At 61.1% G+C, this 26620-nt stretch carries 21 protein-coding genes; 10 read left to right on the plus strand and 11 right to left on the minus strand.

All coding sequences use genetic code 11. The annotated features are described in order from the left end of the window. Positions 1–80: 80 nt before the first annotated feature. The 5 genes from PSC72_RS18525 to PSC72_RS18545 all read right to left on the minus strand — a co-directional run bounded on the left by PSC72_RS18525 (position 81) and on the right by PSC72_RS18545 (position 3181). A complete protein-coding gene (locus PSC72_RS18525; protein ID WP_145848652.1) occupies positions 81–440 on the minus strand; it encodes a DUF7344 domain-containing protein in 360 nt (119 codons plus the stop codon). A gap of 210 nt (positions 441–650) precedes the next feature. Continuing rightward, positions 651–1346: a 7-cyano-7-deazaguanine synthase QueC gene (gene queC / locus PSC72_RS18530; protein WP_274322907.1), complete on the minus strand. Its 696-nt coding sequence runs from the start codon at positions 1344–1346 to the stop codon at positions 651–653. Further along, positions 1343–1951 carry a GTP cyclohydrolase I gene (folE, locus tag PSC72_RS18535; protein ID WP_274322908.1) on the minus strand — a complete coding sequence of 203 codons (609 nt, stop codon included), beginning with the start codon at positions 1949–1951 and terminating at the stop codon, positions 1343–1345. Before folE ends, queC begins: the two co-directional genes overlap by 4 nt. Before the next feature lies 1 nt (position 1952). After that, entirely contained in the window at positions 1953–2726 is a 774-nt protein-coding gene (locus PSC72_RS18540) for a 7-carboxy-7-deazaguanine synthase QueE (protein ID WP_274322909.1), read from the minus strand. Next, complete coding sequence (locus PSC72_RS18545; protein WP_145848661.1) at positions 2726–3181, minus strand: 6-pyruvoyl trahydropterin synthase family protein; 456 nt, start codon at positions 3179–3181, stop codon at positions 2726–2728. Before PSC72_RS18545 ends, PSC72_RS18540 begins: the two co-directional genes overlap by 1 nt. Positions 3182–3305: 124 nt before the next feature. Between PSC72_RS18545 and PSC72_RS18550 the strand changes: the two genes are divergently transcribed. The 4 genes from PSC72_RS18550 to PSC72_RS18565 all read left to right on the plus strand — a co-directional run bounded on the left by PSC72_RS18550 (position 3306) and on the right by PSC72_RS18565 (position 9379). Continuing rightward, the gene (locus tag PSC72_RS18550) at positions 3306–6209 is read left to right on the plus strand and encodes a DUF6884 domain-containing protein (RefSeq protein WP_274322910.1); all 2904 of its coding nucleotides are present in this window, start codon (positions 3306–3308) and stop codon (positions 6207–6209) included. Between the two features lie 87 nt (positions 6210–6296). Beyond that, the gene (locus PSC72_RS18555; RefSeq protein WP_274322911.1) at positions 6297–7331 is read left to right on the plus strand and encodes a tRNA-guanine transglycosylase; all 1035 of its coding nucleotides are present in this window, start codon (positions 6297–6299) and stop codon (positions 7329–7331) included. Further along, entirely contained in the window at positions 7328–8224 is an 897-nt protein-coding gene (locus tag PSC72_RS18560; protein WP_274322912.1) for a hypothetical protein, read from the plus strand. The genes PSC72_RS18555 and PSC72_RS18560 overlap by 4 nt, the downstream gene beginning before the upstream one ends. Beyond that, positions 8225–9379 (plus strand): BREX system ATP-binding domain-containing protein, encoded by a 1155-nt coding sequence (locus tag PSC72_RS18565; protein WP_274322913.1) that lies wholly within the window; start codon positions 8225–8227, stop codon positions 9377–9379. A gap of 41 nt (positions 9380–9420) precedes the next feature. Here PSC72_RS18565 and PSC72_RS18570 read toward each other — a convergent pair whose 3' ends face one another. Further along, positions 9421–10140 (minus strand): hypothetical protein, encoded by a 720-nt coding sequence (locus tag PSC72_RS18570; protein WP_274322914.1) that lies wholly within the window; start codon positions 10138–10140, stop codon positions 9421–9423. 2696 nt (positions 10141–12836) lie between these two features. Then, entirely contained in the window at positions 12837–14444 is a 1608-nt protein-coding gene (locus PSC72_RS18575; RefSeq protein WP_274322915.1) for a primase-associated protein, read from the minus strand. Between the two features lie 846 nt (positions 14445–15290). Here PSC72_RS18575 and PSC72_RS18580 point away from each other — a divergent pair. From PSC72_RS18580 to PSC72_RS18605, 6 genes are all read left to right on the plus strand, one after another. Then, positions 15291–16559 (plus strand): hypothetical protein, encoded by a 1269-nt coding sequence (locus tag PSC72_RS18580; protein ID WP_274322916.1) that lies wholly within the window; start codon positions 15291–15293, stop codon positions 16557–16559. A 117-nt stretch (positions 16560–16676) separates the two neighbouring features. Beyond that, positions 16677–17543 (plus strand): amidohydrolase family protein, encoded by an 867-nt coding sequence (locus PSC72_RS18585; protein WP_274322917.1) that lies wholly within the window; start codon positions 16677–16679, stop codon positions 17541–17543. 134 nt (positions 17544–17677) lie between these two features. Then, positions 17678–19936 (plus strand): NADP-dependent malic enzyme, encoded by a 2259-nt coding sequence (locus PSC72_RS18590; protein ID WP_274322918.1) that lies wholly within the window; start codon positions 17678–17680, stop codon positions 19934–19936. Between the two features lie 112 nt (positions 19937–20048). Next, entirely contained in the window at positions 20049–20933 is an 885-nt protein-coding gene (locus tag PSC72_RS18595; RefSeq protein WP_274322919.1) for an NAD(P)-dependent oxidoreductase, read from the plus strand. Between the two features lie 53 nt (positions 20934–20986). Then, positions 20987–21976 carry a hydroxyacid dehydrogenase gene (locus tag PSC72_RS18600; RefSeq protein WP_274322920.1) on the plus strand — a complete coding sequence of 330 codons (990 nt, stop codon included), beginning with the start codon at positions 20987–20989 and terminating at the stop codon, positions 21974–21976. Between the two features lie 159 nt (positions 21977–22135). Next, on the plus strand, positions 22136–22798 hold the full coding sequence (locus PSC72_RS18605; RefSeq protein WP_274322921.1) for a helix-turn-helix domain-containing protein: 663 nt from the start codon (positions 22136–22138) through the stop codon (positions 22796–22798). A gap of 113 nt (positions 22799–22911) precedes the next feature. On the opposite strand, the gene PSC72_RS18610 is transcribed toward PSC72_RS18605, so the two are convergent. The 4 genes from PSC72_RS18610 to nosD form a co-directional block, all read right to left on the minus strand. Then, entirely contained in the window at positions 22912–23235 is a 324-nt protein-coding gene (locus PSC72_RS18610; RefSeq protein WP_274322922.1) for a hypothetical protein, read from the minus strand. Positions 23236–23410: 175 nt separating this feature from the next. Next, on the minus strand, positions 23411–24331 hold the full coding sequence (locus PSC72_RS18615; protein WP_274322923.1) for an ABC transporter permease: 921 nt from the start codon (positions 24329–24331) through the stop codon (positions 23411–23413). Continuing rightward, a complete protein-coding gene (locus PSC72_RS18620) occupies positions 24328–25242 on the minus strand; it encodes an ABC transporter ATP-binding protein (protein WP_274322924.1) in 915 nt (304 codons plus the stop codon). The genes PSC72_RS18615 and PSC72_RS18620 overlap by 4 nt, the downstream gene beginning before the upstream one ends. Next, positions 25226–26620, minus strand: a complete 1395-nt coding sequence (gene nosD / locus PSC72_RS18625; RefSeq protein WP_274322925.1) for a nitrous oxide reductase family maturation protein NosD — start codon at positions 26618–26620, stop codon at positions 25226–25228. The genes PSC72_RS18620 and nosD overlap by 17 nt, the downstream gene beginning before the upstream one ends.

Genomic DNA, 26620 nt, shown 5'->3' on the forward strand with positions numbered 1-26620 from the left:
GATTGACCTATTTGGCCCCACGCTCATTAATTCGGCACCTGTGGTAGTAGTCTGCTATGAGCACTGAATGAATGGCCGTACTACTCGTCCGGTTCTCCGAGAGATACCGACTTGGTGAATGCACACACCATAGCATATTGGTTGAGTCGGTCTGTAACCCTGATCTCCTTCCGTTGCTCATCATATTCAACGAGACCGGCTGAAGCGAGCCTAGGCAGATGCCGTTGAATCAGCCCGTTGTAGGCCGATTCGTACTCATCTGCTCCGATTCGATGAGGGGGTGTGCCGGTTTCAACAGCGCGGATCACTCGCGCGACGTGTCGAACCTCGACATCGACACCTGAGTCAAACATCGAGAGGTACTCAACAACCAGAAACCGCCTTTGATTCCCCAGGAGGGCGTGAACCTCGGCAGGTTTGTATCCCTCAGTCACGCTCATACTAGGCCACCGAAGCCCGACTGTCTGCTCTCGTGACCAGTAGCGGTACAGCCGTTGAACTTTTGCGGATCGTCGTCGTCAGAGTACATGCTGTCTCACCAGACAGCGCGGGTACGGTGTCTCAGCACCGGACCCACTTTCGTGGGCCACCGCGCCTTGAACCCTCTAGTGACGGAAACCACTTAACCGCAGGCAATTCGTCGTTTGACGTCACATCTCGGTATAGTCCGGCCGCTTCGCATAATCGATGGGGTCAGGTTCGCCGAGATTTTGGAACGCCTGAAGGCGGAACGCACACGCGTCGCAGGTACCGCAAGCCGGTTCTTCCTCCCGGTAGCAGCTCCACGTGTGTTCGTAGGGGACGTCGAGTTCGAGCCCTCGTTCGGCGATGTCGGTCTTCGACCACTCGTCGAACGGAGCTTCGATACTGATCTCCGTCCCGGGTTTCGTGCCGACGTCAACGACCTGCTGGAACGCCTCGAAGAACTCGGGTCGGCAGTCAGGATATCCCGAGAAGTCCTCGGTATGGGCGCCGATGAACACCGCATCGCACTCCTTGGCTTCCGCGTACGATGTCGCCATGGAGAGGAGGTTGGCGTTCCGGAACGGAACGTAGGAGGACGGGATTTCGTCGCCCTCCAGATCCGCGTCTTCGACGTCCATCTCGTCGTCGGTGAGACTCGAGGATCCAATCTTCGAGAGGTGGTCGGTCGTGAGGTGGAGGAAGTCCGCGGCGTCGAAGGCTTCGGCCTGCGCCTTCGCGCATTCCAACTCCTTGCTCTCGGTCTGCTGGCCGTACGACGTATGGAGCAGGTATAGGTCGTAGCCGGCGTCCTGAGCGACTGTGGCAGCAGTTGCGCTGTCCATCCCACCCGACGCCAGGACGACCGCTCGCGGACGGCTCATAGGTCTTCCTCCCGGATAATCGCGTCGCGGAACTGTTCTCGTTCTTCCTCAGTCAGATCTCCGACGGAGGCCCTAGTGGTGGTCGTACTTTCCGTCTCTACGCCGCGCATCGCCTCGCAGAGGTGTGTCGCGTTGACCTCGACGAGTACCGCGGGAGCCTCTAGCTCATCGGCGAGTCCAGAGGCGATGTCGTTCGTCAGCCGTTCCTGCATCGTTAGCTGTCGTGTCTGCCAGCGGACGTACCGCGTGAGTTTCGACAGGCCGACGACTTCTCCGTCCGGTCGGTATGCGACGTGGGCCGTCCCGAAGAACGGCAGCAGGTGGTGTTCGCACAGGGAGTAAATCGGGATATCCGTCTTGACGACGAGGTCGTCGGTCTGGGCGTCGAACGTTCGCATCGTCGGCTTCGATGCTTCCCGCTGGCCCTCTGTGAGGGTGCTAAAGGTCTCGGGAACGCGACGCTGCCACGTCTCGGTGAGCCCATGGCGCTCGGGGTCTTCCCCCACCGCTTCTAACAGGAGGCGGACGCCGTGCTGTGCTTTCTCGTAGTCGATGTCTCTCTCGCTGCCAGTCTGCTGCTTCAGTTCGGAATGTGAGTTCGTCATGCTACGTACCAGGAGCGTCGTTCCAGAGATCCACATGCAGTCGCGGAGTGTATCGATAGCCGTGCTCCATCGCCAGTTCCGCGACCTCGATTCGATTTTTGTCGAGTTCCTCGCGGGTCGTACCCTCCGGCATGAGGAGGACATCCGAGTCGGGAACACGACTAGATGCTGTACTTCGAATGTCTTCGACCAGATCCTCGATTTCGGGCATGTCATCGGGACCGGTAACGACGAATTTGAGTTGGGTGTCGTACTCGTCAACAAGTTCTCCGAGGGCGTCGAGATCGATCCGACGGTCGTCGTGGCGCTCGGCCCACTCGCCGTTACCTTTCGGATCTTTGTCCGGCGTCGGGGCGCTCGATGCGAGTTTCGGGCTGATGCTCGCCAAGTCGATGGGTACGTCTCGATAGATAGTTCCGTTCGTCTCCACGGTCGTGTGGTAGCCGCGGTCATCGAGACGCTCTAGGAGCGACACCGCCTCGTTGTGGATGAGTGGCTCACCTCCCGTCAGGACGACGTGCTCGGCGTTCTCGTGTGACTCAACCTCCGCGACGATGTCGTCGAGACTCATGTTGGCGTGGGTGGGCTCCCACGAGGTGTGGTAGGAATCACAGAACCAACACCGGAGGTTACAACCACTCGTCCGAACGAACACCGACGGTTCCCCTGTGAGTTTCCCCTCGCCTTGGAGTGAGTAGAAGAGTTCGTTAATCGGGAGCGTCTCTCCGTCGGCGTTTGGAGTCTTCCCCTGATCGGGGGTCGAATTCACTGGCATTACTGAGTAGCTCCCGCACAGAGTTCTGAGGTCTCTCTGACTCGAGCTGAGACATCCGATACCGAGTCCGGAAGGGCTGCGAGGAGTTTGCGCTCCAAGACGACACTCATCACCTCCGCCGTAGGTGGGTAATCTAGTACGACGACCCCGTCACCTTCGCCGCTCTGCTCGAATGCGTCAATCAAGGGATCGCCTTCCTCGAGGAGAAATCGATGATCCCACTCAGATATTATTGAAGTAATATCTCCTTTGTCCACTATCCAGCCGTCTTCGGAGAGTGTCCCCGTGACTTTGACTGATACCTGATAATTGTGACCGTGCGGACGACTGCACTTTCCGTCGTGATGTAAGATGCGATGCCCTGTGCTGATTCTGATCGGACGGTCCTCGCCCACGTATAGTGTTCGCTCACCTGCTTCGGCGAGTTGGGGCGAGGACTCCTGTTCTAAGGACATGGACACCTCTTCTTAGAGTATGCACTAAATATTATCGGAGGAATACTGTGGTGGTTATTCGTGGCGGGAGAAAGGGATATTCATATGGTGGAACGAAGTAAGGCTAAGACAGTGAATCTAATCTATGAGGTTCTACGTTCCTGAGTGGGATGATGCGGTCGATGCGAACTACGATTTCGAGCATGACGAACTCTCCACCCTCGACCGTCAGGAGCGCGAGCTCAACTATATCTGGGACATCTTCGACCGCGAGACAACGCCTATCGACGGAGTGCTCATTTCCCGTGAACAAGTAGAGGAGACTAAAAAGAAGGCGGAGCGCCTGGCTCAATACGGCGTCTACGATGACCCCGTTCTCTCAGTTCCGGACTGGCTTCCGACTATCAGTGACTGCGGAGCGTGGGGTTACAAATCGCTCCCCTTCCCGCCCTATGGAAACGAGGAGATGCTCGATTTCTACGAGACTTTGGGAGTCTCCGTAGGGGTCACGATCGATCATCTCGTGCTCGGGTCTGGTAAGGACAAGGGGCGCCTCTACCTCGATGAACGGGCCTTCGGAGACGGGTTCGAAGAGAGCGACATTCCCGACGCTCTCGAGGATGTCGTTGACCTGATGATCGACGAATGGCCTGACGAGTGGCCTGAGTACGTTGACGAATACGAGCCCTCTATTCAAGCTGAAGATGGCTCAAGCGTGGAGCCCTTTAGTCCCGGCACTTTCCGTGGCGATATCGATGCCGTTCTAACTGAGTTGGAACACGATCCGCGTGCCGTCTATCGGGCCGACGACAAAACGTTCCGCTACAATCTCACCCTCCGCAATGCCCGGGAAATGTACGAGTTGTACCAGGCCGAGGATCGCCCCTTCCGTCTCATGGTGGCGATTCAAGGCTGGGATCCCGAATCATATGTCGAAGCCGCTGAGGAGGTACTCGACATCGGGTACGGCTACATCGGCATCGGAGGCGTTGCGGGGAGTCCAGTCCACGAAGTGAGGAAGATCGTTAAGGACGTCGGGAAGACCATCAAGTCGTTCGAACGTGAGCACAACAGACGGGTCGATTCTCACGTTTTTGGTTTTGCGAAGTCCGAGGCGTTCGAAACCATCGGTCGTTCCGGAATGTCGAGTTTCGACAGTGCGAGCATGTTGCGTTCAGCCTGGACTGGAGGCGGGAACTACCGCCTAAATAACGACAAACGATACGACGCTATTCGAGTACGGTATCCGTCCAACGGTGACGGCCTCCGAGAGGCCGTCGAAAAGTCACTCCGAGGTAGGGAGGTCCTCGTTGCCTTACGCGCCTATGACGCAGAGAACTCGATTGAGGAGGAAATCTGGAACTGGCACCGGAAAGCCGAGGAGGTGCTCCCTGCGACCCGTGATTATCTGCGCGACCATCGGCACGACGAGCGGTATAACGCGTCCAGATTGCAGGACATTGAGACAGCATTCCGGGATGATTTCGAGTACGCGAGAGAGCTTCAAGCCTCCTTCAGCGACGACCTGCGAGGGCAGATCGTTAAATCCCTTCGTGAGGACACCGCCGAGGACCCGATACCCTTCGTGGAGTATGATGAACTGCTCACGGTAGCGGAAGAGAAGTTTGAAAAATTCCCGCGGATGCCGGCGGTTTTCGATAGTCAGGAGCACCGGAACCCCTACGACCACGTCTGGACTGCCGTCCGGGACTATGCCGAGTGGATTGGAGACGATGGTCTGTTGGAGGAGTACCGAGATACTCTGAGGGACCGACCGTGGGAGAAGTGCGAGTGTCCCATCTGCGAGACGAACGGGATCGAGGTCTGCATCTTCCGAGGCAACGACCGAAACCGGCGTCGTGGCTTCCACAATACCCGTCGCTTCTACGACGAGTTCGCCGCGGAACTCCCAAAATTGCTCGTCGCTGTCGAGGGAACTGCCAAATTGAGCCGCTTCGAGTCGATCGAAGAGTATCTCCGAAGCGAACACCCGGACTTCTGGGAGCGCGTACACGACCTGCCGGTCGCGGAGGTCGGCGTCATCGACGCCGGGGGAGTTCACGAATCGTGGTCTGGAACGCCGTCTACTGTCTCCTTCTCGCCAGATAGGATGGAGGAGAATTTAGCGGCACAAACAACACGCTATCAAAAGTTGTTCCTCCTCACGACCGGCGGGGAAGCGAGCGACGCCATTTCCGGAGCCGTTGAGCAGAGTGGTTGCGAACTCCACACGTTTAGTGAGTCCGAAGCCCTACGAGAAGGGGCCCTCGATGCGTGTGGTCGAAACTACGTCGCCGGTGATGATTTCGTTCCTCATCCTCCCAAGCTCGATGTCCGTGAGGGGTTGGATGTCCTCGTCATCGACCAGTGTTCCGGCTCCAAAGATATCCCAGAGGGGGCTCCCGTCTTCGATGCAGATGAGACGCTGGAATTTTCGAAGGATGACCTGCTGAGTCGAGACAACGTTCCTGGAATTGCCGCACGGGATCTCTATACTGGCCGACAGCAGGGATTCGTGAAGGACGCTGCACGCCGGTTGCGTAGTCAGGGTCACGACGTTGAGCGATACTTCATAAGTGCTGGGTTCGGACTCGTGACCGAGGAGGAATTGCTCCCCCCCTACGAGGTGACGTTCAGTTCGATGAACGTCGGAGAAATAAGAGCGCGGTCTCGCCGCCTCGGAATCCAAGAGGACCTGAGAAAAGTATTGCACGAGACAGACTACGATGTCGTCTTCTTCACTCTCGGGAGCGATTACTACACGAGCATCGATATTGACGAGATGGTTCAGCAAGTCCGTCCGGATCGTATCGGAGTGGTGTTCAACCGTGAACTAGTCGGTGATCAATTCGAGAACATTGTGTCGGTCCCCGCCCGAACGGAAGATGCGAAGAACCACGGTACAATCGTCGTAGGGCTGAAAGGACTCTATATGAAGAATTTCGCTCAACGTCTTGAGAATGTAGATATGTTGGACCCGGATAATATCGAGTACCTTTGTCGGCACGTAGAAGACGGCCCGACTCAGGCGGCTTTCGAGAAGTTTTAGCTTCGACCCCGTTAACAAATATCAGGTCTTTTACTGTTCTATCGAGCTAGTATTTAAGTTGGATAGCGAGCTATCCGAGCGGGAGGCATGTTGTACAGACGACGGAAACTCGACCTCCCGCATGGGAAATTGCACACCCCAGTGCTATTCCCTGTCCGCAATATCGGGAAGCGGTCGAGTGACAATACGCCGGCGTACGTCGGCACTATCCCGGACTTCTCGGCAGCGATGATTAACGCTCGTTCGATCCGGAACCGGGAACCGATGTGGAACAGGCTAACCAACGGCGTCACGTTACGGGAAGAGATGGATGTCCCAGAGGACACGATAGTCTTCGCCGATAGCGGGGGGTTCGATTTCACCGCCGAGGAGATCGACACTACCCCAGCAGAAACTCTCGATACCCAGACCCAACTGGGAGCGGATATATACGGAACTGTCGATGTCCCCCTTTCGAGAGAGAACCGCGCAGCGGAAAATCAACGTCGTATCGACCAGAGCGTCGAATACGCTCTCGAGGCAAGTGATCGCCACACGGGAGACGCGTTGCTCTTCGCAAGCGTGCACGGGTATGATCCCGAGACCATCCGGAACAGCATCCAGCATCTGGAAAAGAACGGGGACTTCGACGGATACGCTCTCGGAAGTATGGTCCCCATCCGAACCGACTACAAAAAGGTAACCAAACTAGTACTTTCGGCGAGACAGGCTACAGACAAGCACTTGCACGTGTACGGCCTCGGCGGCATCGTCTACCAGCCGCTCCTGCTGTACCTCGGTGTCGATAGCTTCGATTCCTCGGCGTTCATCCGAAGTGCGGGCAATCGGAACTATTTGATTCCCGGATTCGGTGGCGAACCGCTACGGAACATTGAGTCGTTAGATAGACTCCCCTGTCCGTGCCCTGTGTGTGGACAGCGGGAACTAGACGAGATCCGTGAGGACCGGACCGCTCTCACCAAACACAACCTCTGGGCTCTGGCGACTGAACTCAGGCGATTCCGGTACGTCGTCGAAGCGGGACGGGACGTTGAGGAGTATCTCGACCTCCGGTTCCAGGGGAACGAGGTGACGCGACGGGCATACGAGACCGCCAAGCAGCAAGTGCGGAGGCTCACATGACCGAAGAGAGGGCCACAATCCGACCAGTCAACCTAAGCCGCTTGGTGGAACTCACCCACGTATGCGAAGGGGGAACCAAATCCACTGAAGAAGTCGAGGTCGCCCTTGACGTCAGCCACAGACGTGCGCGTGAGGCAATCCTCGAGGCGGAGCGTGTCTCGCTATTGTCTGAGAAGGGTGGCCAAGAGGAGTCCGTTTACGAGACTACCGACATTGGTGAGTCGTTTCTAGAGGCTGTCCGAGAGGAGGACTGGCAACGCGCTAGTTCCATCCTCGCCACCCACAGTCCTCACTACAAGTCGTTCATCGAGACTTTAGACGAGGATGGGCAGGGCAGTTTAGATGTCCTATTGGAACGACTTGAAGACACCCAAGAGTTCACCCCGTACTCGTTCAACCAGACCGGGATTGAGGTCGTCGGCGACTGGGCGAAGCGGCTGGGACGCGTCCAGCGCAACGCATTCTCCGGAAGTTACTACCTGACGGACCGTTCTAAAGTGCCGCCGAACTTCCACTTCGTGTTGCTCGAAGTTTACGACGACCTCGAACAGACTGCGGGGGTGGACTTGCGCCAAAGGTACCTGTCGATTCCGAGACTCCGCGAAGAAGTGTGCGAACGGCTCGGTTGTACCCGCGATGACTTCGACGACGCCTTGCTCGCGGTATGTCAGCAAAACGTTGGTAAACTCGAGCTCTCGGGCGCTCCCCTGGATTCGGCAGCGAAGGACGCCGCTCTCGGTATCAAGCAGATGGAACGGTCCGACGAAGACGGGCTCGTGACGACATCCCAGTCCACACAGCAGGTAATGAACGGAGTGGAACTGTACGACAAACAATACTACTATCTCGCGGTGTACGACCGCGACATCACGTTCGATACGGAGGCTTCCTAGATGTCCAACGCATTCACGATCAGCGACGAACAGCAAGACTACTCGCAATACGACCTGAACGCGAATCCGTTCCCGTACAGTCCGGTTCCGGACGAGAATCCCGATATCTACTGCGGGCAGCAACACGTCTCCGATAAGATCAGTTCGACGGTGTCGTCGATGCTCGCCACTGGGAAGTCCAAGCACCTCGTGGTGACGGGGAAGTACGGAAACGGGAAGTCTCACACGCTCAAATACACCCGTTCCCTGCTACGAGACCGGGAAGAGGTCGTCGTCGGATACGTGGCACAGCCCGGCGAAGGGTTTCTCGACATCTACCACGAGTTCGTGTACGATCTTGGTTTTAATCGGATCCAGGAGTTAGCCTACGAGTACCTCGCGTCGGTCGCCCGCGACATCACCGACACCAATCCGATTGGCGCAAGCTCGATTGAGTCGCTCATCGACGAGGGCGATGTCCTGTTATCCGATATCGTTCCAGAAGCCATCCGGCGACTCAGCGACGTCACCAAGTTCGCCGACTTCGCCAGGGCGGTCGTCCATATGGTCTACGAGGACACGAATCTCTACGCTTGGCAGTGGCTGACTGCGGAGGGGATCCGATACGAACAGCGCAAGGAGATGGAGATCCACAGCGCCCTCGACGACGACACGATGGGAGTTCGGGCGTTCACTGCCTTCAAGAACATGCTGTTGGACCTCGGTTACACCGGCGTGTTCGTGTTCGTAGACGAATTCGAGAGCATCGCGCGACTCACCCCGAAGAACGAACAGGCGACGCTGAACAGCATCCGGCATTTGATGGACCAGAACAGTTCCGGTCTTTGCATCTTGTTCGGTTGCGCTCCCGAAGTTTGGCAGGACGTTATGAGCGAATATCACGCTTTCAGCGAACGGATCGGCGAGGAGGTATCCCTACGCCCGTTAACCAGCGAACATCTCTACGAGTTGGTCGAGAACTACCTCGACAAGGAACGATCATCAACTGTCGAGAGTCGCATCCGGCCATTCACCGAGGAGAGTCTCGATTTGATTCTCCAGCGGTCACAGGGGAACGTACGTCAAGTCCTGGCTCTATGTAGTCGTATCTTGGACGATGCAGCGAACGAAAATCGCCAAGAAATTACCGTAGGTTTCGTAGAAGAGACGATTTAACCTCCAAAAGCGAGAAGACTCCAAGCAGATGGCTGATCAGATCAGGGGCGTTGATAGAAGGTAAACTCCGTCGCGTAGCCCTTCTGTGCAGCTGCCGAAATGAGATCTGCACACTCAGGACAGAGGGAAAGATCGGTTTCGAGGCTTCGCTCGTCGATATGGACGACACGTTCACAGTCGTCATTGAGGAGTGCTCCACACTTTTGACAGCCCCCTGGATCAATCCATTCATCGTAGAGATCCATCGTTACCCCCTGCGCCATCACTAACGAGGAGAAGTAGCGTGGGGGGTACAACTGCTCCCAATCGATGACGTGATTCAGTTTATCCCCTGGGAAACGCTCGGCGGATTGTTTTAGTACAGTTTCACGATCGGTGAACCCGATCACCCGTCCGATTCCCTCCTGAATCCGGAGATGGACAAGAAGAAACCAATCGGCGGCAGGAACGTCAGTTGAGACGACCAATCGGGGTCGGGGGTAGTCCGTTCCCGTCGCCTTTGTGTCGATCGTGTAATCCCCTATCTGATGATCGTATCCGGAGTCCCCATCTGCGTATACTTCCTCGTCCACATCAAGCCCGAGTAGACTCCCTGCCACAAGTTCCCCGGTATGACCAACCTCATGGGCTTCTGTCCGGCCACGCGTTCCGTACAGCTCTCCGCTATCCTTTTTGCTACCATCGCGCCGCTGCGCCATTTGCTGCGACTTGTTGCCGATCCCCTGGAACGGAGCCTGTGGGACCGCTGCATCCAGAGGCATCTCAGGCAATTCCTCGACGGGAACATCTGCTGCCGATACAGGGGGCTCAGGAAGCCGCGAATCTGATTCTGTAAGTGTGTGCATCGTAATTACTGCGACCGACAGCAGCCGCCTCTTGGGCAAGCTACTCTGCGCGGTCGCGCCAGTTCGTACCGAGGCGACCGCGCAGCGACAACTGTGGAGAGAGAATTCTCAGCAATCCTACTCCGTCGAATCACGAGAATAGAAGTCCCGGAGTTGTATACACTGCGCGTAGTCAAACCGGTACTCCCGCTCGCCTTCGTCCACCACCTATAGCGCTAAGCACTCTCACTCACCCACACCCATCTGCCACTCCCCACCACACTTGGGCACTGGCATACATCGTAACGCGGCCGGAAGGTGCTTAATTCGATACGGCACTCCCACTGACTACCTACCCAAGCCACCCCTCACACCGTCCGCGCACCACGCACCAGTCGCCCCATGTCTATCTGCACTCCATCCCACCCAAACACCATCATAAATATGACACAACACGCCCGCACCCACGCTATTCCACCCGCGAACCAACGACCCCTGTACGTCAAGTCACACCACTCCCAGCGCCCCATGTACCCGCCTACCTCACGGCCCACGGGACTCTATAACAGACAAGTACCCAGCATCTGATCTCCCGCACTACTTGCCCACCGGATCCTCTATCAGGGTCCCTCAAGAGGATCCCCTCGTCTCCTTCACTGGCCGGCAGAAGCCTCCGGAGGTCTGCCACCGCAAATCGGGAGAGTTCCGGCTCGACCCTCCGGAAGCGCACCCGGGTCCCCACGCACATACCTCTCAACAACGCGACGCAAAACTCGGACCCACCAACGGGCAGGCCACACAGCCTGCTCGCATATGGTCTGAGTTTGATGCCAAAGCTACTCCGCACCCCCACTTCTATTAGAGCGCCCCCTCGCGGGGCGCGCCACACACAAGAGGTGTGCCCGCTCCCGCTCACGGATGCCCAACCAGCCACGCTGGTTCACATCAACACTCGTATGCAACTCAAGACCAACCCACCAAGGCCGACTGCCGCCACAAGTCCGCCCTCCAGGCGCAGCCCCTCCACAATGAGTCCCTCCAATGGGACCAACACACGTGCACCTTCCTCTTTCTGCGGACGCTCACGGCAGGTACACGCCGGGGGTGAAGGGGTGTTCACAGACTCAAAACTCTTTAGAGACTCTATAAGACTCTCAGAATAATCAGAATTCCGCCACTCGCCCATTTCATCCGCTATGAAAGGAATAAATCGCTTTAGACGCCCTGTTCTGCCATCTGAACCCGTAACTAATTGTTGATATCAATAGTCTGATTGCAACAGAAGGAATGTTACTTCAAAAAGAAATGATAGACCTATAGTGTGACTATAGGACAGGAGTAGAGGCGGTGAGAGCGGCGAATGGAGGCCATTCATAGGACGGGTATCTCTCTGATAGCTGATGTTAGCGCGATTATCGTGGAGTGGCGTTTAAGACGCTCTACTGGCGGGTTTGGCTACATAAACAATCCATCATCAAACTATAGTCTCACTATAGACCCCTGCTTCTCAGAGGGTAGAGCGTTTCATCCTGGAGAATTCAGAAGGGCATTTTTGATGGTTCTATGAGTGGTTCTGTGCCCGCCTCGATCGGTGTGGTGAAGAGTTCATTCTACGCTCAATGATTGACAGATTAATTAGTTCAAACTATAGTCCCACTATAGACCCCGTGTAGATGTAGGATATACGACCTGGTGAGGAGCATTCCAGACACCCGGATGTGAGTTTTCCCATACATGTTATAATAGTTACTGGAGACTGTATATTCCAGAACTCTATACATCAGAAAAAGTTCGCCATCCTATAGTGTGACTATAGGGCGGGTCCAAAATGCCATACTGCAAGCCGGTATAGACTACCCGAATTTACTCACTTTATTGAGTAGTATTGTAATGGATGAGCAGTTTTCTCGTGCCGCTCGGTGGGGGATTAGGCAATACGGCAGAATTGAGTTTCGCGGACGCTATAGTGAGAATTCGGCCGAATCAAGAAGATAGGGTTGACTCATGATCTGACCGGCAGATAGTTTATGCAAACTGAGGAGTTCTGTGTGATTTGGCGTGGGTGTGGACCACAGGAACGATCGAGACAGCATTCTACCCACGAGGACTGGGTGATTCATTCAAACGGAGAATACTCACGAATTGCCGGATGGACGAAGCTGAATGAATTGCCAGAGTCTGCTATGTTTTCTTTCGAGAAGGTGCTCAGAGGAGTCACTCTGACCTCCTTGACCGGGAGATGTATCACATTGCATATGCTGGATGGGAGGGAACGGTGGGAGCGTATTTGGTTGAGACAAGCATTTCCATCAGGTGCGGATTCCCGATTGAATGATTGAGAGAAAAGCATGGCTGCCAATATAGTAAGTGGGAGAAATGAAGTTGGTTTGTCGGCTGAACTATTGCAGACTGTAGAGTGGGACGAGAGTGATCTGTAGGCCACAGTGAGATTGTTCCACACATAATTGGCGTGTGCAGTAACGGCACTTGAGAGAAAAATCAGTGCCTACAGAGGCACTAAATCAGAAGTGGTGGTTAGTGCTGAATGAATGATGTTGTGACTAGCGAAAGAATCCCTGGTGACTGTGCGTTATTACTTACGTTCGATGAGAAAAAGGCCGTTGCGTTAATTCTCAATCGGAGTTCCGGACAGTGGAGCGGTCGTTGTCAGGGATGCGGTCGTAGACCGCATCTTTGAACGGGAGGCTGCGGTAGATCGAATAGTCACAGTTCTCCAGACCGATGCAGAACTGGGAGAAGTTCTGGTTGTCATTGTGGCAGCCCACCGGGAGTGGTTTCTCGTTTGTGCCCGATATGGTGCGACGCTTCTCATAACGAGCTTGATACCGGCTTGTCTCTTCGTCGAACCACGGGTACTGCCGGAAGTAATCGACAACATCATCGACCTCGAATCCATTGTCGAGGCTGAAGATGATGCGAACGTAACTGTAGAGCACCCATCGAACTGGCTTACCTTCCTGTAAGAAATGGTGGATATTCTCCATACACGGGAGCTCATGGATGTCTTCAATTTCCGAGACGTTCACCTTCTTCGCGTGCTCCCAAGGAGAGTATTCGAGAATGTAGCGATTGTATTTCCCCCTCTGGATCTCAACATGCCGGTGGTCGTCGTATTTTCGTAAGAAGTTTGATACAGCCCGAGCTGTATCGAACTCACTCACATTATCCTGTTCGTACGACTTGATGTCATTGTCTACGTCATCTTCGTCCGCGCCAGGTTCCTGCTCAATGAACCATTCAATCGCGTCGAAGATATCTCCCGCTTTGATGGGTTCATCGAGTTTTGCGACTTCATTTGGCGCTTTATCGACGGCCTTGAGAACGACGCGGAGCCGTTCGGGGTACCGGCGTTCGGCGAATAATTTCTGCGTTTGATTCGCCTCAAGAAGCTTCTTGATTTTCGCGTGCACGTCCTCCGCGTAGTTCACGATTGTCGTCTCGTTCTCGTCAGTGAGCGTGTTCTCAAACGTCTGTTCCAGTTTGTTCACCACGGATTCTCGCCCATCTATCAAGTGCTTCTTGAACGCGGTCTCGAAGCCAGTTGTCGGAATGTAGACACAGTTGTTATCGACCTTCACCTGTAACTCTCCGTCCACAGGGTCACCCTCCCGAACTAGACAATTCTGGTTTGCGTGGACCAATGGCACCTCATAATACAGCCCACTCCCCGCGTCTTCTAACTGCGTAATTCCTGTGACTGGACGCCCCGGAGGTGGTCCCCGCGCATCCGGATTTCCGTTTCGTCCGTATACTGCTTCACCAGCAATCACCTGGATGTTCCCATCCGGATGCTCGAAGTTATTAATCGCTGCAAATACATGGTACGCGAATACGTCTTGGAGATAGTGATGCAGTGTGATGCGGTGGCTGCGCTCTTGCAACTGCTCGTTCTTCTGGATCATCAACGACCCCATCGACAGCATCACGGCCAACCGTCCAGGACACTCAACAGGCACCCATGGGTCACTAACTACGTCAGCCTGCTTCGGCTTCTTGATTGCCTCCAATACGAATCGCTGCACTTCATCGAGCATCTGTTTCTCATTCCGGACGCCTTGCTCTCGCCACGTATCGTACCCTCGCTGGAAAAGATCCACCAACGCGAAATCACCGTATCCCGACGGCTCAAGCAGCACACGCCACGCATCAAGAACGTTGGTTCGCGGCGTGACACGCCTCGATCGCTTTCCATCGTTGTCTCGATTTGACTGGGAACTCATTGTTGGTTCACGTTGGTGTCTGGCGGCCGACGGAGTGACCTGAATTCAAGTATACTACTGTTGTAATCCCATCTTGTGTCCTTAGCCTCTTAAGACTCAGTCCCCTGTTCGTTCCGTGCGGCGAGGTCAAACGCGTCTATTTTGGTGATTTCTCGGCAGACAGTATGGCATGCCCACGCCACGTCGTCGGAGTTGGAGTCGCTGATTGATCCCCTTCCGGAGAATACTATATCTCCGGGAGTTCGACCGCAAACAGGCGCTGGACCTCGGTTCCAAATTCACGATTTGCTCACGGACGTATCGTGGGAGGAGGAACCACCATCGATGGATCCTGAGAAGGTTAGCGAGGACAATACATCGAGAAGCTAGTCGAGGGCTGTTTCTCGAGGTGCACAATATACTCGACTGGTCTTTCTCATCACAGTACGAACCGTGTAAATATTGTGCATCTAACATTTCCTAAGTAGGCTCAACGGGAGACTACTTGGTTGCTCGTTGCCCCACAAGGGCTTCGAGATTCCATTAGTCTCTCGTGGTCGGGTTTTCTCGATTGCCCCGGGGGCAAGTATCCGCCATTTTATGTATCTGGACTCCCTTAGGATTGGTTGTCACGGTAGGCAATCGAGGAAGGCCGGGGTTTGAGGGAGCTAGAACCGCCAGAAAGCGGCGACCTCTGTTCTAGGCCTCTCACGGCAAGGACCAGGGTTCGAATCCCTGACGGAGCATTCCCGTTCCATTCCTGCGATACACGGTCGTCGATCACAGTCGAGCCATAGCTGAGAGGATTTCGGGTCCGCCTGTTGCCACTCTCCGAAACTTCATGTGGTGAGCCGCGTATCCCCGACCATGGTCAGCGCGGCGTCGCTGTCGGAACCGCAGGTCCTCGCACACACCAAGCGGCGTCTGTTCCCCGACGACGGTGAGCCGAACGCGTACGCCGTCGCCGACACCCAGTTCGCGATGGACGAGTGGCTCCACGACCAGCCGATCCCTGCGGAGATCCGCGACCGGCTCGCGCCGTTCAATCACGTCCGCGTCGGTTCGGGGTATCCCGATCTCGTCGGCGTCCGGTCGCTCGATCCCGAGTTCCTCGCGGTCGAGCGATTCGGCGACCAGCCACCGCTCGTCGCGATCGAGGCGAAGGGATACAGGGAGCGGGGCGGCGTCGACGTCGAGCGCGGCGTCGTCCAGGCGTACGATCGACTCCACGAGGCGAACGCCGCCTACGTCGCAGCACCGATCGAATCCGTCTCTCAGTCTTCCCGGTCGCTCGCACGAGAACTCAACGTGGGCGTCCTCGGCGTCGACGCGGAGGGGGCGGTCACTCCGCTCGAAGTCCCCCGCGTCGTCGGGAACCGGACGTCCGACGAGGCGACCGCGATCCGGTTCCAGGCGACCGCGCAGGGCGTCGCGGACAAGTCGTTCGGGCTGAACCACCCGAAGAACTACCTCGGGTTTCCGCTCGCGCTGTATCACCCCGACGAGACGGAGCGCGTGCTCGCCGAGCGGGTCGTCGGTGCGGTCGACAGCGCTCGGGCGGGCGCGGCGTTTCTCGGACTCGTGAGCGAAGCGCCGAACCGGCCGGACCTCACATCGCTCGGCGAGGAGGTCGTACGGTTCGCGCTCGACCGTCACGGGTCGGTCGACGCCGCGTTAGACGAGTTCGCGGAGTGGCGCGGGTCGCCGAAGCGATTCTGCGACCTGGCGCCCCACTGGGGAACGATGGCGCGCCGGGTCGTGTGGTCGTACCCCGCGACGCAGCTCCTCGTCGAGGAACTACAGACGATGTACGACGACGGCATCGCCGATCCCACGCTCGTCGACCTCGTCGAGTGGATGCACGTGAACCATCCCACGTTCACCGTCGAACTGTTCCTCCGCGGGACCGACGACGCCCGCAGTCGAGCGTTAGACGGGGACGGTGGCCTGCGAGTCGACGAACTCGGGGACGGGAACCTCTATCACTCTCCGACGGTCTTCCAGTTGAAGGCGATGCTCTATCACGCCGGGATCCTCGCCGCCCGCGGCGCGGAACCGGATCGCCTCGACCCGGAGACCGACTCGTGGGCGCTTCGCGATCCGCTTGGTTCGAGCGTCCGCGGCGGCGACCCCTGACGGACGCCGCCGCGTTCGGAGACTCGCTCTGGTGGTTCCTGGCGGGGTCGCGCTGCGAGCGACCGCGTGGTCGGTTTCGGGAGTAGCCTTATTGCCGGCTGCCGCGCACGGGTGATAATGCGACTCGTCGACACCCACACGCACGCCTGGGGCCGCGACACGGACGACCTCCCCTGGTACAGCGCCGACTTGCCCCCGGAGTGGTCCGGACCGTATCCCCACGAGACGCTGGTCTCCGACATGGACGAGGCGGGCGTCGACGAGGGCGTGCTGTTGCCGACGTCGATATACGGTCGAGGTGAGCGGGCCAACGAATACACGCTCCGCGCACTCGAAGCGCACCCAGACCGACTCTGGGGCGTCGGCGTGGCGGAGTACGACGCCGACGCGGCCGCCCTCCGCGAGAACGTCCGGCGCGCCACCGGTCACGAGCGGATGCTCGGCCTGCGGTTCCACGCCTGCTTCGAGTACGGCCAGACGCCCGGCGACCTCGACCCGACCGCCGACTGGTTCGCCGCGGCGGGCCTCGACCCGCTGTACGACGAACTGGCCGCCCGGGACGCCGCGGCGTTCGTCCTCGCCAAGCCCGACCAGCTCTCGACGCTGGCCTCGCTGGCCGACCGGCATCCCGACGTCCCGTTCGTCGTGGAACACCTCGGGTTCCCCGACGCCGAGACGTCGCCGGCCGACGCGCCGTGGACCGACTTCGAGGCGCTGGCGGAGCGCGACAACGCCTACGTGAAGGTGAGTTCGATTCCCCGGACGTCCGGGGAGGCGTGGCCATACGAGAACGTCGCGGAGTACGTCGGACCGCTGCTGGAGTGGTTCGGCCCGGAGCGGCTGCTCCTGGGCTCGGACTACCCCTGGCTCGACGACTGGGCGACCTATCGGGAGTGTCTCACCTGGCCCGAGGAAGCCGACTACCTCTCCGCCCGCGATCTGTCGTATCTCTCCTACCGTACCTTCGACCGGCTCCGTGGCTGACGAGGGTGGCAATCCGGCGAACGAGCGCGATGTGACGCCGGGCCACACACCGCCTTCCTCCCGCCCATACGGCCTTATACAGTTTTCAGACCCTATATCCCACATCTTTACCGTTTTGCTCGTGTATACGGGTTATGACGCTCGAAGAGGACTCGCTGGAGTATCACCGGGAGGACCCGCCCGGGAAGATCGAGATACGGACGACGAAGTCGACGAGTACCCAACGGGACCTGAGCCTCGCGTACTCGCCGGGCGTGGCCGGTCCGTGCCGCGCCATCGACGACGATCCGGAGAACGCCTACCAGTACACGGCGAAGGGCAACCTCGTCGGCGTGATCTCCGACGGAAGCGCGGTGCTCGGACTCGGCGACATCGGGCCGCAGGCCTCGAAGCCGGTCATGGAGGGCAAGGGCGTCCTGTTCAAGCGCTTCGCGGACATCGACGTCTTCGACATCGAGGTCGACCACACGGAGCCCGCGGAGTTCGTCGACGCCGTCGCGGGGATGGAGTCGACCTTCGGCGGGATCAACCTCGAAGACATCGCGGCACCGAAGTGCTTCGTCATCGAGGAGCGCCTGCGCGAGCGGATGGACATCCCCGTCTTCCACGACGACCAGCACGGAACGGCCATCATCAGCGGCGCGGCGCTGCTGAACGCCGTCGAGATCAGCGGGAAGGATCTCGGAGAACTGGAGGTCACCTTCGCCGGCGCGGGCGCGGCGGCGATCGCGACGGCGCGCTTCTATCTCTCGCTGGGCGTCCGCCGCGAGAACGTCACGATGGTCGACATCGACGGGATCTTGACGACCGAACGCGCCGAAGCGGGCGACCTCAACGAGTACAACCGCGAGTTCGCCCGGGACCTGCCCGAGGGCGACCTCGCCGACGCGATGGAGGGCGCCGACATGCTCGTCGGTCTCTCCGCGGGCGGGATCGTCGACCGGGAGATGGTCCGGTCGATGGCGGAGGACCCGATCATCTTCGCGATGGCGAACCCGAACCCGGAGATCGGCTACGAGGACGCCAAGAACGCCCGTGACGACACGGTCATCATGGCCACCGGGCGCTCGGACAACCCCAACCAGGTCAACAACGTCCTCGGGTTCCCGTTCCTGTTCCGTGGCGCGCTGGACGTGCGTGCGACGGAGATCAACGAGCCGATGAAGGTCGCGGCCGCGGAGGCGCTGGCGGACCTGGCGAAGCGGGACGTGCCCGACGCGGTCCGGAAGGCCTACGGCGACCAGCCCCTGCAGTTCGGGCCCGAGTACATCATCCCGAAGCCGCTCGACACGCGAGTGCTCTTCGAGGTGGCGCCCGCCGTCGCGGAGGCGGCGATGGAGAGCGGCGCCGCCCGCGACGAGATCGACCCGGACGCCTACGTCGAGCGACTCGAAGCCCGCCTCGGCAAGTCCCGGGAGATGATGCGTATCGTCCTCAACAAGGCCCAGACCGACCCAAAACGGCTCGCGCTCGCCGAGGGAGCGAACGAGAAGATCATCCGCGCGGCCTACCAGCTCGACGAGGAAGGCATCGCCGAGCCGGTCCTCATCGGCAATCGGACGACGATCGAGCGGAAGGTCGACGGGCTCGGATTGGACTTCGATCCCGAGGTGGTCGATCCGGCGGGCGACGACTACGAGGAGTACGTCGACCGGCTGTACGAACTCAGACAGCGCAAGGGGCTGACGCGCAAGGAGGCCGCCGAGACCGTCCGCGACGGCGACTACTTCGCGTCCGTGATGGTCGAGCGGGGCGACGCCGACGCGATGCTGACGGGTCTGACCCACCACTACCCCTCGGCGCTGCGCCCGCCGCTCGAAGTCATCGGGACCGCCGAGGGCGTCGAGCACGCCGCCGGCGTCTACATGCTGACCTTCAAGAACCGGGTGGTGTTCGTCGCCGACGCGACGGTCAACCAGAACCCGGACGACGAGACGCTCGCGGAAGTGACTCGCCACGCCGCCGGCGTCGCCCGGCGGTTCGACGTCGAACCGCGTGCGGCGCTGCTGTCGTACTCGGACTTCGGAAGCGTCGACAACGAGGGGACTCGAAAGCCCCGCCGCGCGGCGAAGCGACTCCGTGAGGGCCCGGACGTCGACTTCCCCGTCGACGGGGAGATGCAGGCCGACACGGCCGTCGTCGAGGACCTCCTGGTCGGCGACTACGAGTTCGCCGAACTCGACGAGCCGGCGAACGTGCTCGTCCTGCCGAACCTCGAAGCGGGGAACATCGTCTACAAGCTCCTCCAGCGCCTCGGAGGCGCCGACGCCGTCGGCCCGATGCTGGCCGGGATGGACGAACCCGTCCACGTCCTCCAGCGCGACGACGAGGTCAAAGACATCGTGAATCTCGGCGCGGTCGCGACCATCGACGCGCAAGGGCCGTCCGAGTGAGGGAGCGTCCGCCAAGTGTGCGAGTCGGTGCTCGTGCCGAGAGAACCTCTCGAACAACCTCGCTCCGCACGGCACGACCATATTTATTGACGCGCTCGCCGACGCAGTGGACATGCCCACAGTCGGACTGATCGGCGTCGGCTACATCGGAAAGACGTTCCTCGACCGCCTCGCCGACGCAGAGTACGACGTCGTCGCGTACGACGTGGACGACTCGCAGCTCCGGGCGGCCGGAGACCGGGGCGCCACAGCGGCCGAGAGCCCCGCGGACGTGACGCGGCGGTCCGAGTTCGTCGTCCTCGCGCTCCCCGGGTCGCCGGAGGTCGAAGCGGTGATGGAGAGCGACGACGGGATACTGAGCGCCCTGTCGGCGGGCCAGACCGTCGTCGACGCGACGACGACCCATCCCGACACGTCACGGGACTGCGAGCGGTGGTGCGAGGAGCGCGGCGCGTCGTTCGTCGAGGCCCCGATCACCCGCGCGGCGCCCCGAGAGGGCGCGCACATGATGGTCAGCGGGACCGACGAGAGCTACGAGTCCGCCCACGGCCTGATCGAAGCCCTCAGCGACGATCACCTCTACGTCGGCGCGGCCGGTTCGGCGACCGTCCTCAAGCTCGCCCTCCAGATGCGCTACGCCGGGCAGAACGCTCTCGACGCCGAGATCGTCGAGTTCACCCGCGACAACGGCGTCGATCCCGCCCACCTGCGGGAGTTCTTCGGCATGGACGTCTGGGAGCAGTACCTCGACCGTGAGTTCGAACAGGGAATAGAGGGACTCGGCGGCCTCGCGATCTGGCACAAGGACCTCGGCTACGCCCGCGAGGTGGCCCGAGAGAACAACACGGCGCTCCCGATGAACGCCGCCGTCCACGAGGCGTACAAAGCGACGATCCGCCGGGCCGGTCCGGAGGAGGGTCACGCGGCGACACTCCTCCGGTACTGGGAACTGCTCAACGACGCCGCCGACCGGGAGTTCCAACCGGCCGACCGGTGAGTCCCCGGCGACCGTGCGGCGCCTTTTAGAGACTGCGCGTGGGAACCCGCTGTATGCACGTTCTCGTCACCCTTCCAGAGGGAGAGTTCAGAGAGTCGTTCTTCCCGTCCGCGCTCCGCGAACGGGTGGAATCGCTGGGGACGGTCGAGTGGAACCCGAAGGCCGAGAACTTCTCGGAGGCCGAACTCCGCGAGCGCATCGACGGCGTCGACGTGCTCGTGACGGGTTGGGGGAGTCCGCGAGTCACCGCCGACGTGGTGGCGGCGGCGGACGACCTGGCGCTCGTCGCCCACACCGGCGGCAGCGTCGCCTCGCTCGTCTCCGAGGCGGTCTACGACGCGGGGATCCCCGTCGTCAGCGCCAACGACGTGATGGCCGACCACACCGCCGAGCACGCGCTGACTCTCCTGCTCTCGCAGTTGCGCGCCGTCCCGGAACTCGACCGGGCGATGGAAGACGGCGCGTGGGACGCCAGGGAGACGGATATCCGGACGCTCCACGGGGCCGACGTCGGGCTCGTCGGACTCGGCACCATCGGTCGGAAGCTCCTCGACCACTTCGCCGCGTTCGAGCCGTCGGTCTCGGTCTACGACCCCTACGTCGACCCCGAGGAGCTGTCGGCGTGGTCGTTCGCGTCGCTGGCGGATCTAGACGGCGCGCTCGACTCGGAGGTCGTCTCGATCCACGCCGCGCGCACCGAGGAGACCATCGGGATGATCGACGCCGAGCGGCTGTCGCAGATCCCCGACGGCGCGCTGCTGGTCAACACCGCCCGAGCGGAACTGATCGAGGAGGAACCGCTCCTCGAAGAACTGCGCACCGGCCGCATCTCCGCGGCGCTGGACGTCTACCACGAGGAGCCGCTCCCCGCCGATCACGAACTCCGGTCGCTCGACAACGTCCTCACCACGCCGCACGTCGGAGGATCGGAGATCCGTCCCCCACTGACAGCCGCCGTCCTCGACGACGTCGAACACCTCCGGGCCGGCGAGGCACTCGAACACCGGATCCCGCGCGAGCAGTGGGCCACGATGACGCGATAGACCGGTCGAGAGGCCGATCGAGTGCAGTTCCGAGGGACGACGTTCCCCTCGACTCGGCCCGCTGATCCCGAACATCGTTCGGCTCCCGGGCCGAACGATTCGGTTTTGGACGAACATGTTCGGGAACACTGATAGCCCTCGGCGCTCGTAGAACTAGCTATGCCCCGTGCGAAACTGGAGATCACCGTGCCGGACTCGGTCTGGATCGGTGACCTCTCTCGGAACCATCCGGGCGCACAGTTCGAGATCCTGACCGTCTTCCCGAAAGAGGAAGGAGGCGTCGCGCTGACCGAGATAACCGCCGACGTCGTCGAGGAGGTCGTCCTCGAGATGGACGAGTACGACGCCGTCACGAACACGGAGTTCCTCCAGCGGACCGACGAGACGGCGCTGGTGCAGTTCGAGACCTCCAATCCGGTGCTCCTCCTGCCCGTCCGCAACGCCGGGACGCCGCTCGAACTGCCCTTCACGGTCGTCGACGGGTCGGTCACGTGGGAGGTCACGGCCCCGCGGGACCGCCTCTCCACCCTGGGCGACCAGCTCCGGCAGTTCGGCATCGACTTCGAGGTGCTCGCCGTCCGCCAGGAGATGGAGACCGAGCAGTTGCTCACGCCGAAACAGCACCGACTCGTCCAGACGGCGGTCGAGGAGGGCTACTACGACACGCCCCGCGAGTGCACGCTGACCGAACTCGCCGAGGAGGCCGACATCGCCAAGTCCACCTGCAGCGAGACGCTCCACCGCGCAGAGGAGAAGATCGTCAAGGAGTTCACCGACGACGCGGACCTCTCCGACGACCGCGTCCCGCCCGTGCGGGCCTAGACTCCGTCCGTTTCCGCTCTTTCATCATCCGAGTCGCCCGTAGCGACGCCCGCTGCGTTCGATCGAACGCCCGAGACAGGTCGGAGGTATCGCTCTGTTCGGAAAGAGGAGTTCTAATCTCGCTCTCTTTCAGAGGACTTCTGATCCGTCTCTTCGCTCTTCCGAAGCTGCCTGACCAGGTTCAGGTGCATGAGATGGAGATGCATTCCGATGCCGAACAGCAGCAGCCCCATGCCCACGAATATCAGCGGCAGGAGGATCGCGTTGACCGCGCTCGCGGCGGAGTCGAGGTTTTCCGGTAACAGCGTCACGGCCGCGAGGAGGAACGCGCCGACGATCACTCCGAGACCCGCCTTCACGAACCGGGAGTAGCGGCCGACCTGCTTGAGTCGGTCTTCGATCCGTCCCGTATCCGTAGTGTTGTCGTCTGAAGACATCTATCCGGGTCACGACCGTAATTGACGCGCGCTCGGGCTATCGATCCCGGAGTCGGGTTCCGCGAGCGGCATTTCGTAGACCGTCGCCCGCGACAGAGTAAGCCGATGTGCCTGCTGTCGCATGCGCGGCTGTCGAGTAGGAGAACGCCCGAGTGCGCGTAATCGAACCGAACTCTCAGGCGCGCTGGGCCAGCAGCCGGCCGCCGACCGCGATCGGCACGACGACCCAGAGCGCGAGCCCGGCCAGCAAGGCAGGCGTCGAGACGGCCGTGGTCGCGAGGACTGCACCCGCACCGCCGCCGCTCGTCGGCACCAGCGAGAGGACGACCAGCCTGAGCACGTCGGCCGGGTTGGCGACGACGAGCGTGCTCAGGAGCCAGCCGGGCGGGTCGACGGCGACGACGAACCCCAGCGCGACCAGGTCGTAGACGAGGACGAACCAGACCCACGCGAGCAGCGCGCCCCCGAGCGCGCGCGCCTTCTCCGCGGCCGCCGCGGAGAGACACACGCCGAGCGCGAGGAACGCGACGCCGACGATCACCGCGGTCAGCAGGTAATGGAGGTAGGCGGGCAGGACTGCCGGCCTGAATCGGAGCGCGACGACGACCGCCCCGGCGCCAAGTCCCAGGGCCGTCCCGACGGCGAACGTCGCAGCGCGACCGAGGAACTTCCCGGCCAGCAGCGCGGTCCGGCCGAGCGGGACCGAGAGCAGTAGCTCCAGCGTCCCGCGTTCGTCCGCACCGACGACGGTCCCGTAGCCGAGCGCGAGCGCCGCCAGCGGGACGAGGTAGACCGACAGCTCCCCGAGCGTCACGAGCAGCGTCCCGGCCACGGTGGGGCCAGCCGCGGTCCCCGTCAGACCGACGACGGCCAGCGAGAACGCGCCGAACAGCAGCGCCAGCCCGTGAGTCCAGCGAGCGCGGGAGAGCACCCGGTACTCCCGCCGGGCGACGCCGAGCATCTGGCGTCCGGTCTCTACCGAGAACGCCACCTCCGGCTCGGCGGTCGCGTGTGCGGCCGCACCGCCGTCGGGACGGGCGGACGGCTCCTCGCTCTCGCCGTGACCGTCGTCTCGGTCGGATCGAGAGTCCGTCATGCGCGCTCACCTCCGGGCGCGATAACCTCACGAACCGCCGTTTCCAGATCGGGCTCGTCCACGCGCACCGACTCGGGGTCGGTGTCGACGAGTGCTGACAGCGCCTCGGTGTTCGACGAGCGCGAAACGACCAGTTCGAGATCGGTCTCACCGGCTGTCAGTGCTGCCTCGGGCAGCGCCGACTGAACTGCCCCGGTCGCGGCAGCGAGAGCGGCGTCGTCGGCGTAGTCGGCCGTGATCGTGACCGTCTCGCCGGCACTGCGGACGACCTCGTCGACCGTGCCGACAGCCCGGACCGTCCCGTCGTCGAGGACGGCGACCCGGTCACACAGCGCCTCGACCTCGCCGAGGGCGTGCGTGCTGAGGACGACCGTCACGTCCCGCTCGTCGCGGACGCGCTCGACGACGCGGTTGAACGCGTCGACCCCGGCGGGGTCGAGTCCCGCGGTCGGTTCGTCGAGCAGCAGCACGTCGGGGTCGCCCAGGAGCGCGACCGCGAGACCGAGCCGGCGGTTCATCCCGTTGGAGTAGCCGCCGACGCGGCGGTCGCCCGCGTCGCCGAGACCGACGACCGAAAGCAACGTGTCGACGTCTGCGGCCTCGACTCCGCGCATGTCGGCGTAGTACCCGAGTACCTCCGCGCCGGTAAGTGCGGGCTGGAAGCCGGCGTGTTCCGGCAGGTAGCCGACTCGCTCGCGGACGTGGGTGCCGCCGGTGGGGTCGACGCCGGCGACGCGGACAGTACCGGAGTCGGGCGTCTCGTGGCCGACGAGCAGGCGGAACAGCGTCGTCTTGCCCGCGCCGTTCGTGCCGACAAGGCCGAGCGATGCGCCCGACGGGACGGACAGCGAGACGCCGTCTACCGCGGCGACGTCGCCGTACCGCTTCGTAACGTCAGTGACTTCGATCATAGTACTCTCTCCAGTCGTGGGGCGGGTCGACGAGCGGTCTGTGGTCGACGACGCCGGGGGCTTCGATCACCGGCAGAGTGCGTTCGGCGAGTCGCACCACCTCGAAGGCCGGACTGCCGGTGAAGACGCTCGCCTTCGGGTGTTCGCGGGTGAGGTGCTCGACCATCCCGGCCGGACGGTAGCGCGTCTCGCTGACGCCGTCGTCGTCCACGTCGCGGGCGCCGGCGCCGGCCCAGTAGTTGCCGACCGATTCGTTCCAGACGACCTGCTGCCCGAGGTCGGCGCGGACCTGCAGGCGGTTGCGCGCGAACGTGTTGTGGTGGACCTCCGCGCGAACGCTCCCCGCGGAGACGTGCACGCCGACTGCGTTACCCGCGACGAGGTTGCGGGCGATCTCGTTGTCGACGGCGTTGTAGACGAACAGGCCGTTGCCGTTGCCGACGACGTGGTTTCCGCGGACCGTCGTGTGGTCGATGCCCTTGATCATGATGCCGTGGCCGCTCTGGCCGGTGTTGTTCACGGCCGTGTTGTTCAGGATCGAGAGACCCTCCGAGAGCATCAGCGCGTAGCCGGCGTCGTTGCCGACCGCGGTGTTGTTCGCCAGCCGGCAGTCGTTGGAGTACATGTAGTGGACGCCGTAGCGGAGGTCCCACAGCGTGTTGTTGCGCGCCTCGACGCCCTCTGCCCACGAGTAGTAGATGCCGTCGCGGGCGTCGGTGATCCGGTTGTCCGCCACGTAGGCGTCGGTCGCTTCGTACAGCTGGATGCCGTTGCCGCGGTCCGTCCGCGGTTGGACCTCTTCGCGGCCGACGACCGTGTTGCCGACGAGGTGCACGTCCGCAGCGCCGTCGACCCAGATGCCGAACGTCGTCCCGGTGATCCGACTGTCGCGCACGGTGGCGCCCTCGCCGGCGATCCAGACGGCGGCGTCGTTGCCTTCCGTCGAGTAGCCGGAGTTGCGGACCCACAACCCGTCGACGGTGACGCCCGTGGCGTTGAGGACGAGCACGTCGCCTTCGCCCGTCCCGTCGATGACCGGACGGGAGTCGGCACCGTCGGCGCGTCGGACCGTCAGGTTCGGCGTCTCGACGACGACCGCGCGCTCGGGGTCGAACCGTCCGCGGAGCGCGACGGTGTCGCCGGGCCGGGCGGCGTCGAGCGCCCCGTCGAGCGAGCCGTAGCGCTCGCCGTCGACGGTGGCGACGCCGGACTCGTCGGTCGCCCGGAAGTCGAACGACTCGGGGACGCCGGCGTCGAAGGAGACCTCGTCGCCGGTCGGCGTCGCCTCCGTCGGGACCGCGACGACCGTCCCGACGGAGGCGACGAGCAGCACCGCCGCGAGCGCAGCGAAGACCCTGTCGACGGACGGTCGCCGCAC

The sequence above is a fragment of the Halosimplex aquaticum genome (assembly GCF_028747785.1).
Lineage (GTDB): Archaea > Halobacteriota > Halobacteria > Halobacteriales > Haloarculaceae > Halosimplex > Halosimplex aquaticum.

Bases quoted from the DNA above. Each gene is read 5' to 3' on its own strand.
- PSC72_RS18525 (WP_145848652.1), bottom strand. From the start codon at position 440: ATGAGCGTGACTGAGGGATACAAACCTGCCGAGGTTCACGCCCTCCTG.
- queC (WP_274322907.1), bottom strand. From the start codon at position 1,346: ATGAGCCGTCCGCGAGCGGTCGTCCTGGCGTCGGGTGGGATGGACAGC.
- folE (WP_274322908.1), bottom strand. From the start codon at position 1,951: ATGACGAACTCACATTCCGAACTGAAGCAGCAGACTGGCAGCGAGAGA.
- PSC72_RS18540 (WP_274322909.1), bottom strand. From the start codon at position 2,726: ATGCCAGTGAATTCGACCCCCGATCAGGGGAAGACTCCAAACGCCGAC.
- PSC72_RS18545 (WP_145848661.1), bottom strand. From the start codon at position 3,181: ATGTCCTTAGAACAGGAGTCCTCGCCCCAACTCGCCGAAGCAGGTGAG.
- PSC72_RS18550 (WP_274322910.1), top strand. From the start codon at position 3,306: ATGAGGTTCTACGTTCCTGAGTGGGATGATGCGGTCGATGCGAACTAC.
- PSC72_RS18555 (WP_274322911.1), top strand. From the start codon at position 6,297: ATGTTGTACAGACGACGGAAACTCGACCTCCCGCATGGGAAATTGCAC.
- PSC72_RS18560 (WP_274322912.1), top strand. From the start codon at position 7,328: ATGACCGAAGAGAGGGCCACAATCCGACCAGTCAACCTAAGCCGCTTG.
- PSC72_RS18565 (WP_274322913.1), top strand. From the start codon at position 8,225: ATGTCCAACGCATTCACGATCAGCGACGAACAGCAAGACTACTCGCAA.
- PSC72_RS18570 (WP_274322914.1), bottom strand. From the start codon at position 10,140: ATGCCTCTGGATGCAGCGGTCCCACAGGCTCCGTTCCAGGGGATCGGC.
- PSC72_RS18575 (WP_274322915.1), bottom strand. From the start codon at position 14,444: ATGAGTTCCCAGTCAAATCGAGACAACGATGGAAAGCGATCGAGGCGT.
- PSC72_RS18580 (WP_274322916.1), top strand. From the start codon at position 15,291: ATGGTCAGCGCGGCGTCGCTGTCGGAACCGCAGGTCCTCGCACACACC.
- PSC72_RS18585 (WP_274322917.1), top strand. From the start codon at position 16,677: ATGCGACTCGTCGACACCCACACGCACGCCTGGGGCCGCGACACGGAC.
- PSC72_RS18590 (WP_274322918.1), top strand. From the start codon at position 17,678: ATGACGCTCGAAGAGGACTCGCTGGAGTATCACCGGGAGGACCCGCCC.
- PSC72_RS18595 (WP_274322919.1), top strand. From the start codon at position 20,049: ATGCCCACAGTCGGACTGATCGGCGTCGGCTACATCGGAAAGACGTTC.
- PSC72_RS18600 (WP_274322920.1), top strand. From the start codon at position 20,987: ATGCACGTTCTCGTCACCCTTCCAGAGGGAGAGTTCAGAGAGTCGTTC.
- PSC72_RS18605 (WP_274322921.1), top strand. From the start codon at position 22,136: ATGCCCCGTGCGAAACTGGAGATCACCGTGCCGGACTCGGTCTGGATC.
- PSC72_RS18610 (WP_274322922.1), bottom strand. From the start codon at position 23,235: ATGTCTTCAGACGACAACACTACGGATACGGGACGGATCGAAGACCGA.
- PSC72_RS18615 (WP_274322923.1), bottom strand. From the start codon at position 24,331: ATGACGGACTCTCGATCCGACCGAGACGACGGTCACGGCGAGAGCGAG.
- PSC72_RS18620 (WP_274322924.1), bottom strand. From the start codon at position 25,242: ATGATCGAAGTCACTGACGTTACGAAGCGGTACGGCGACGTCGCCGCG.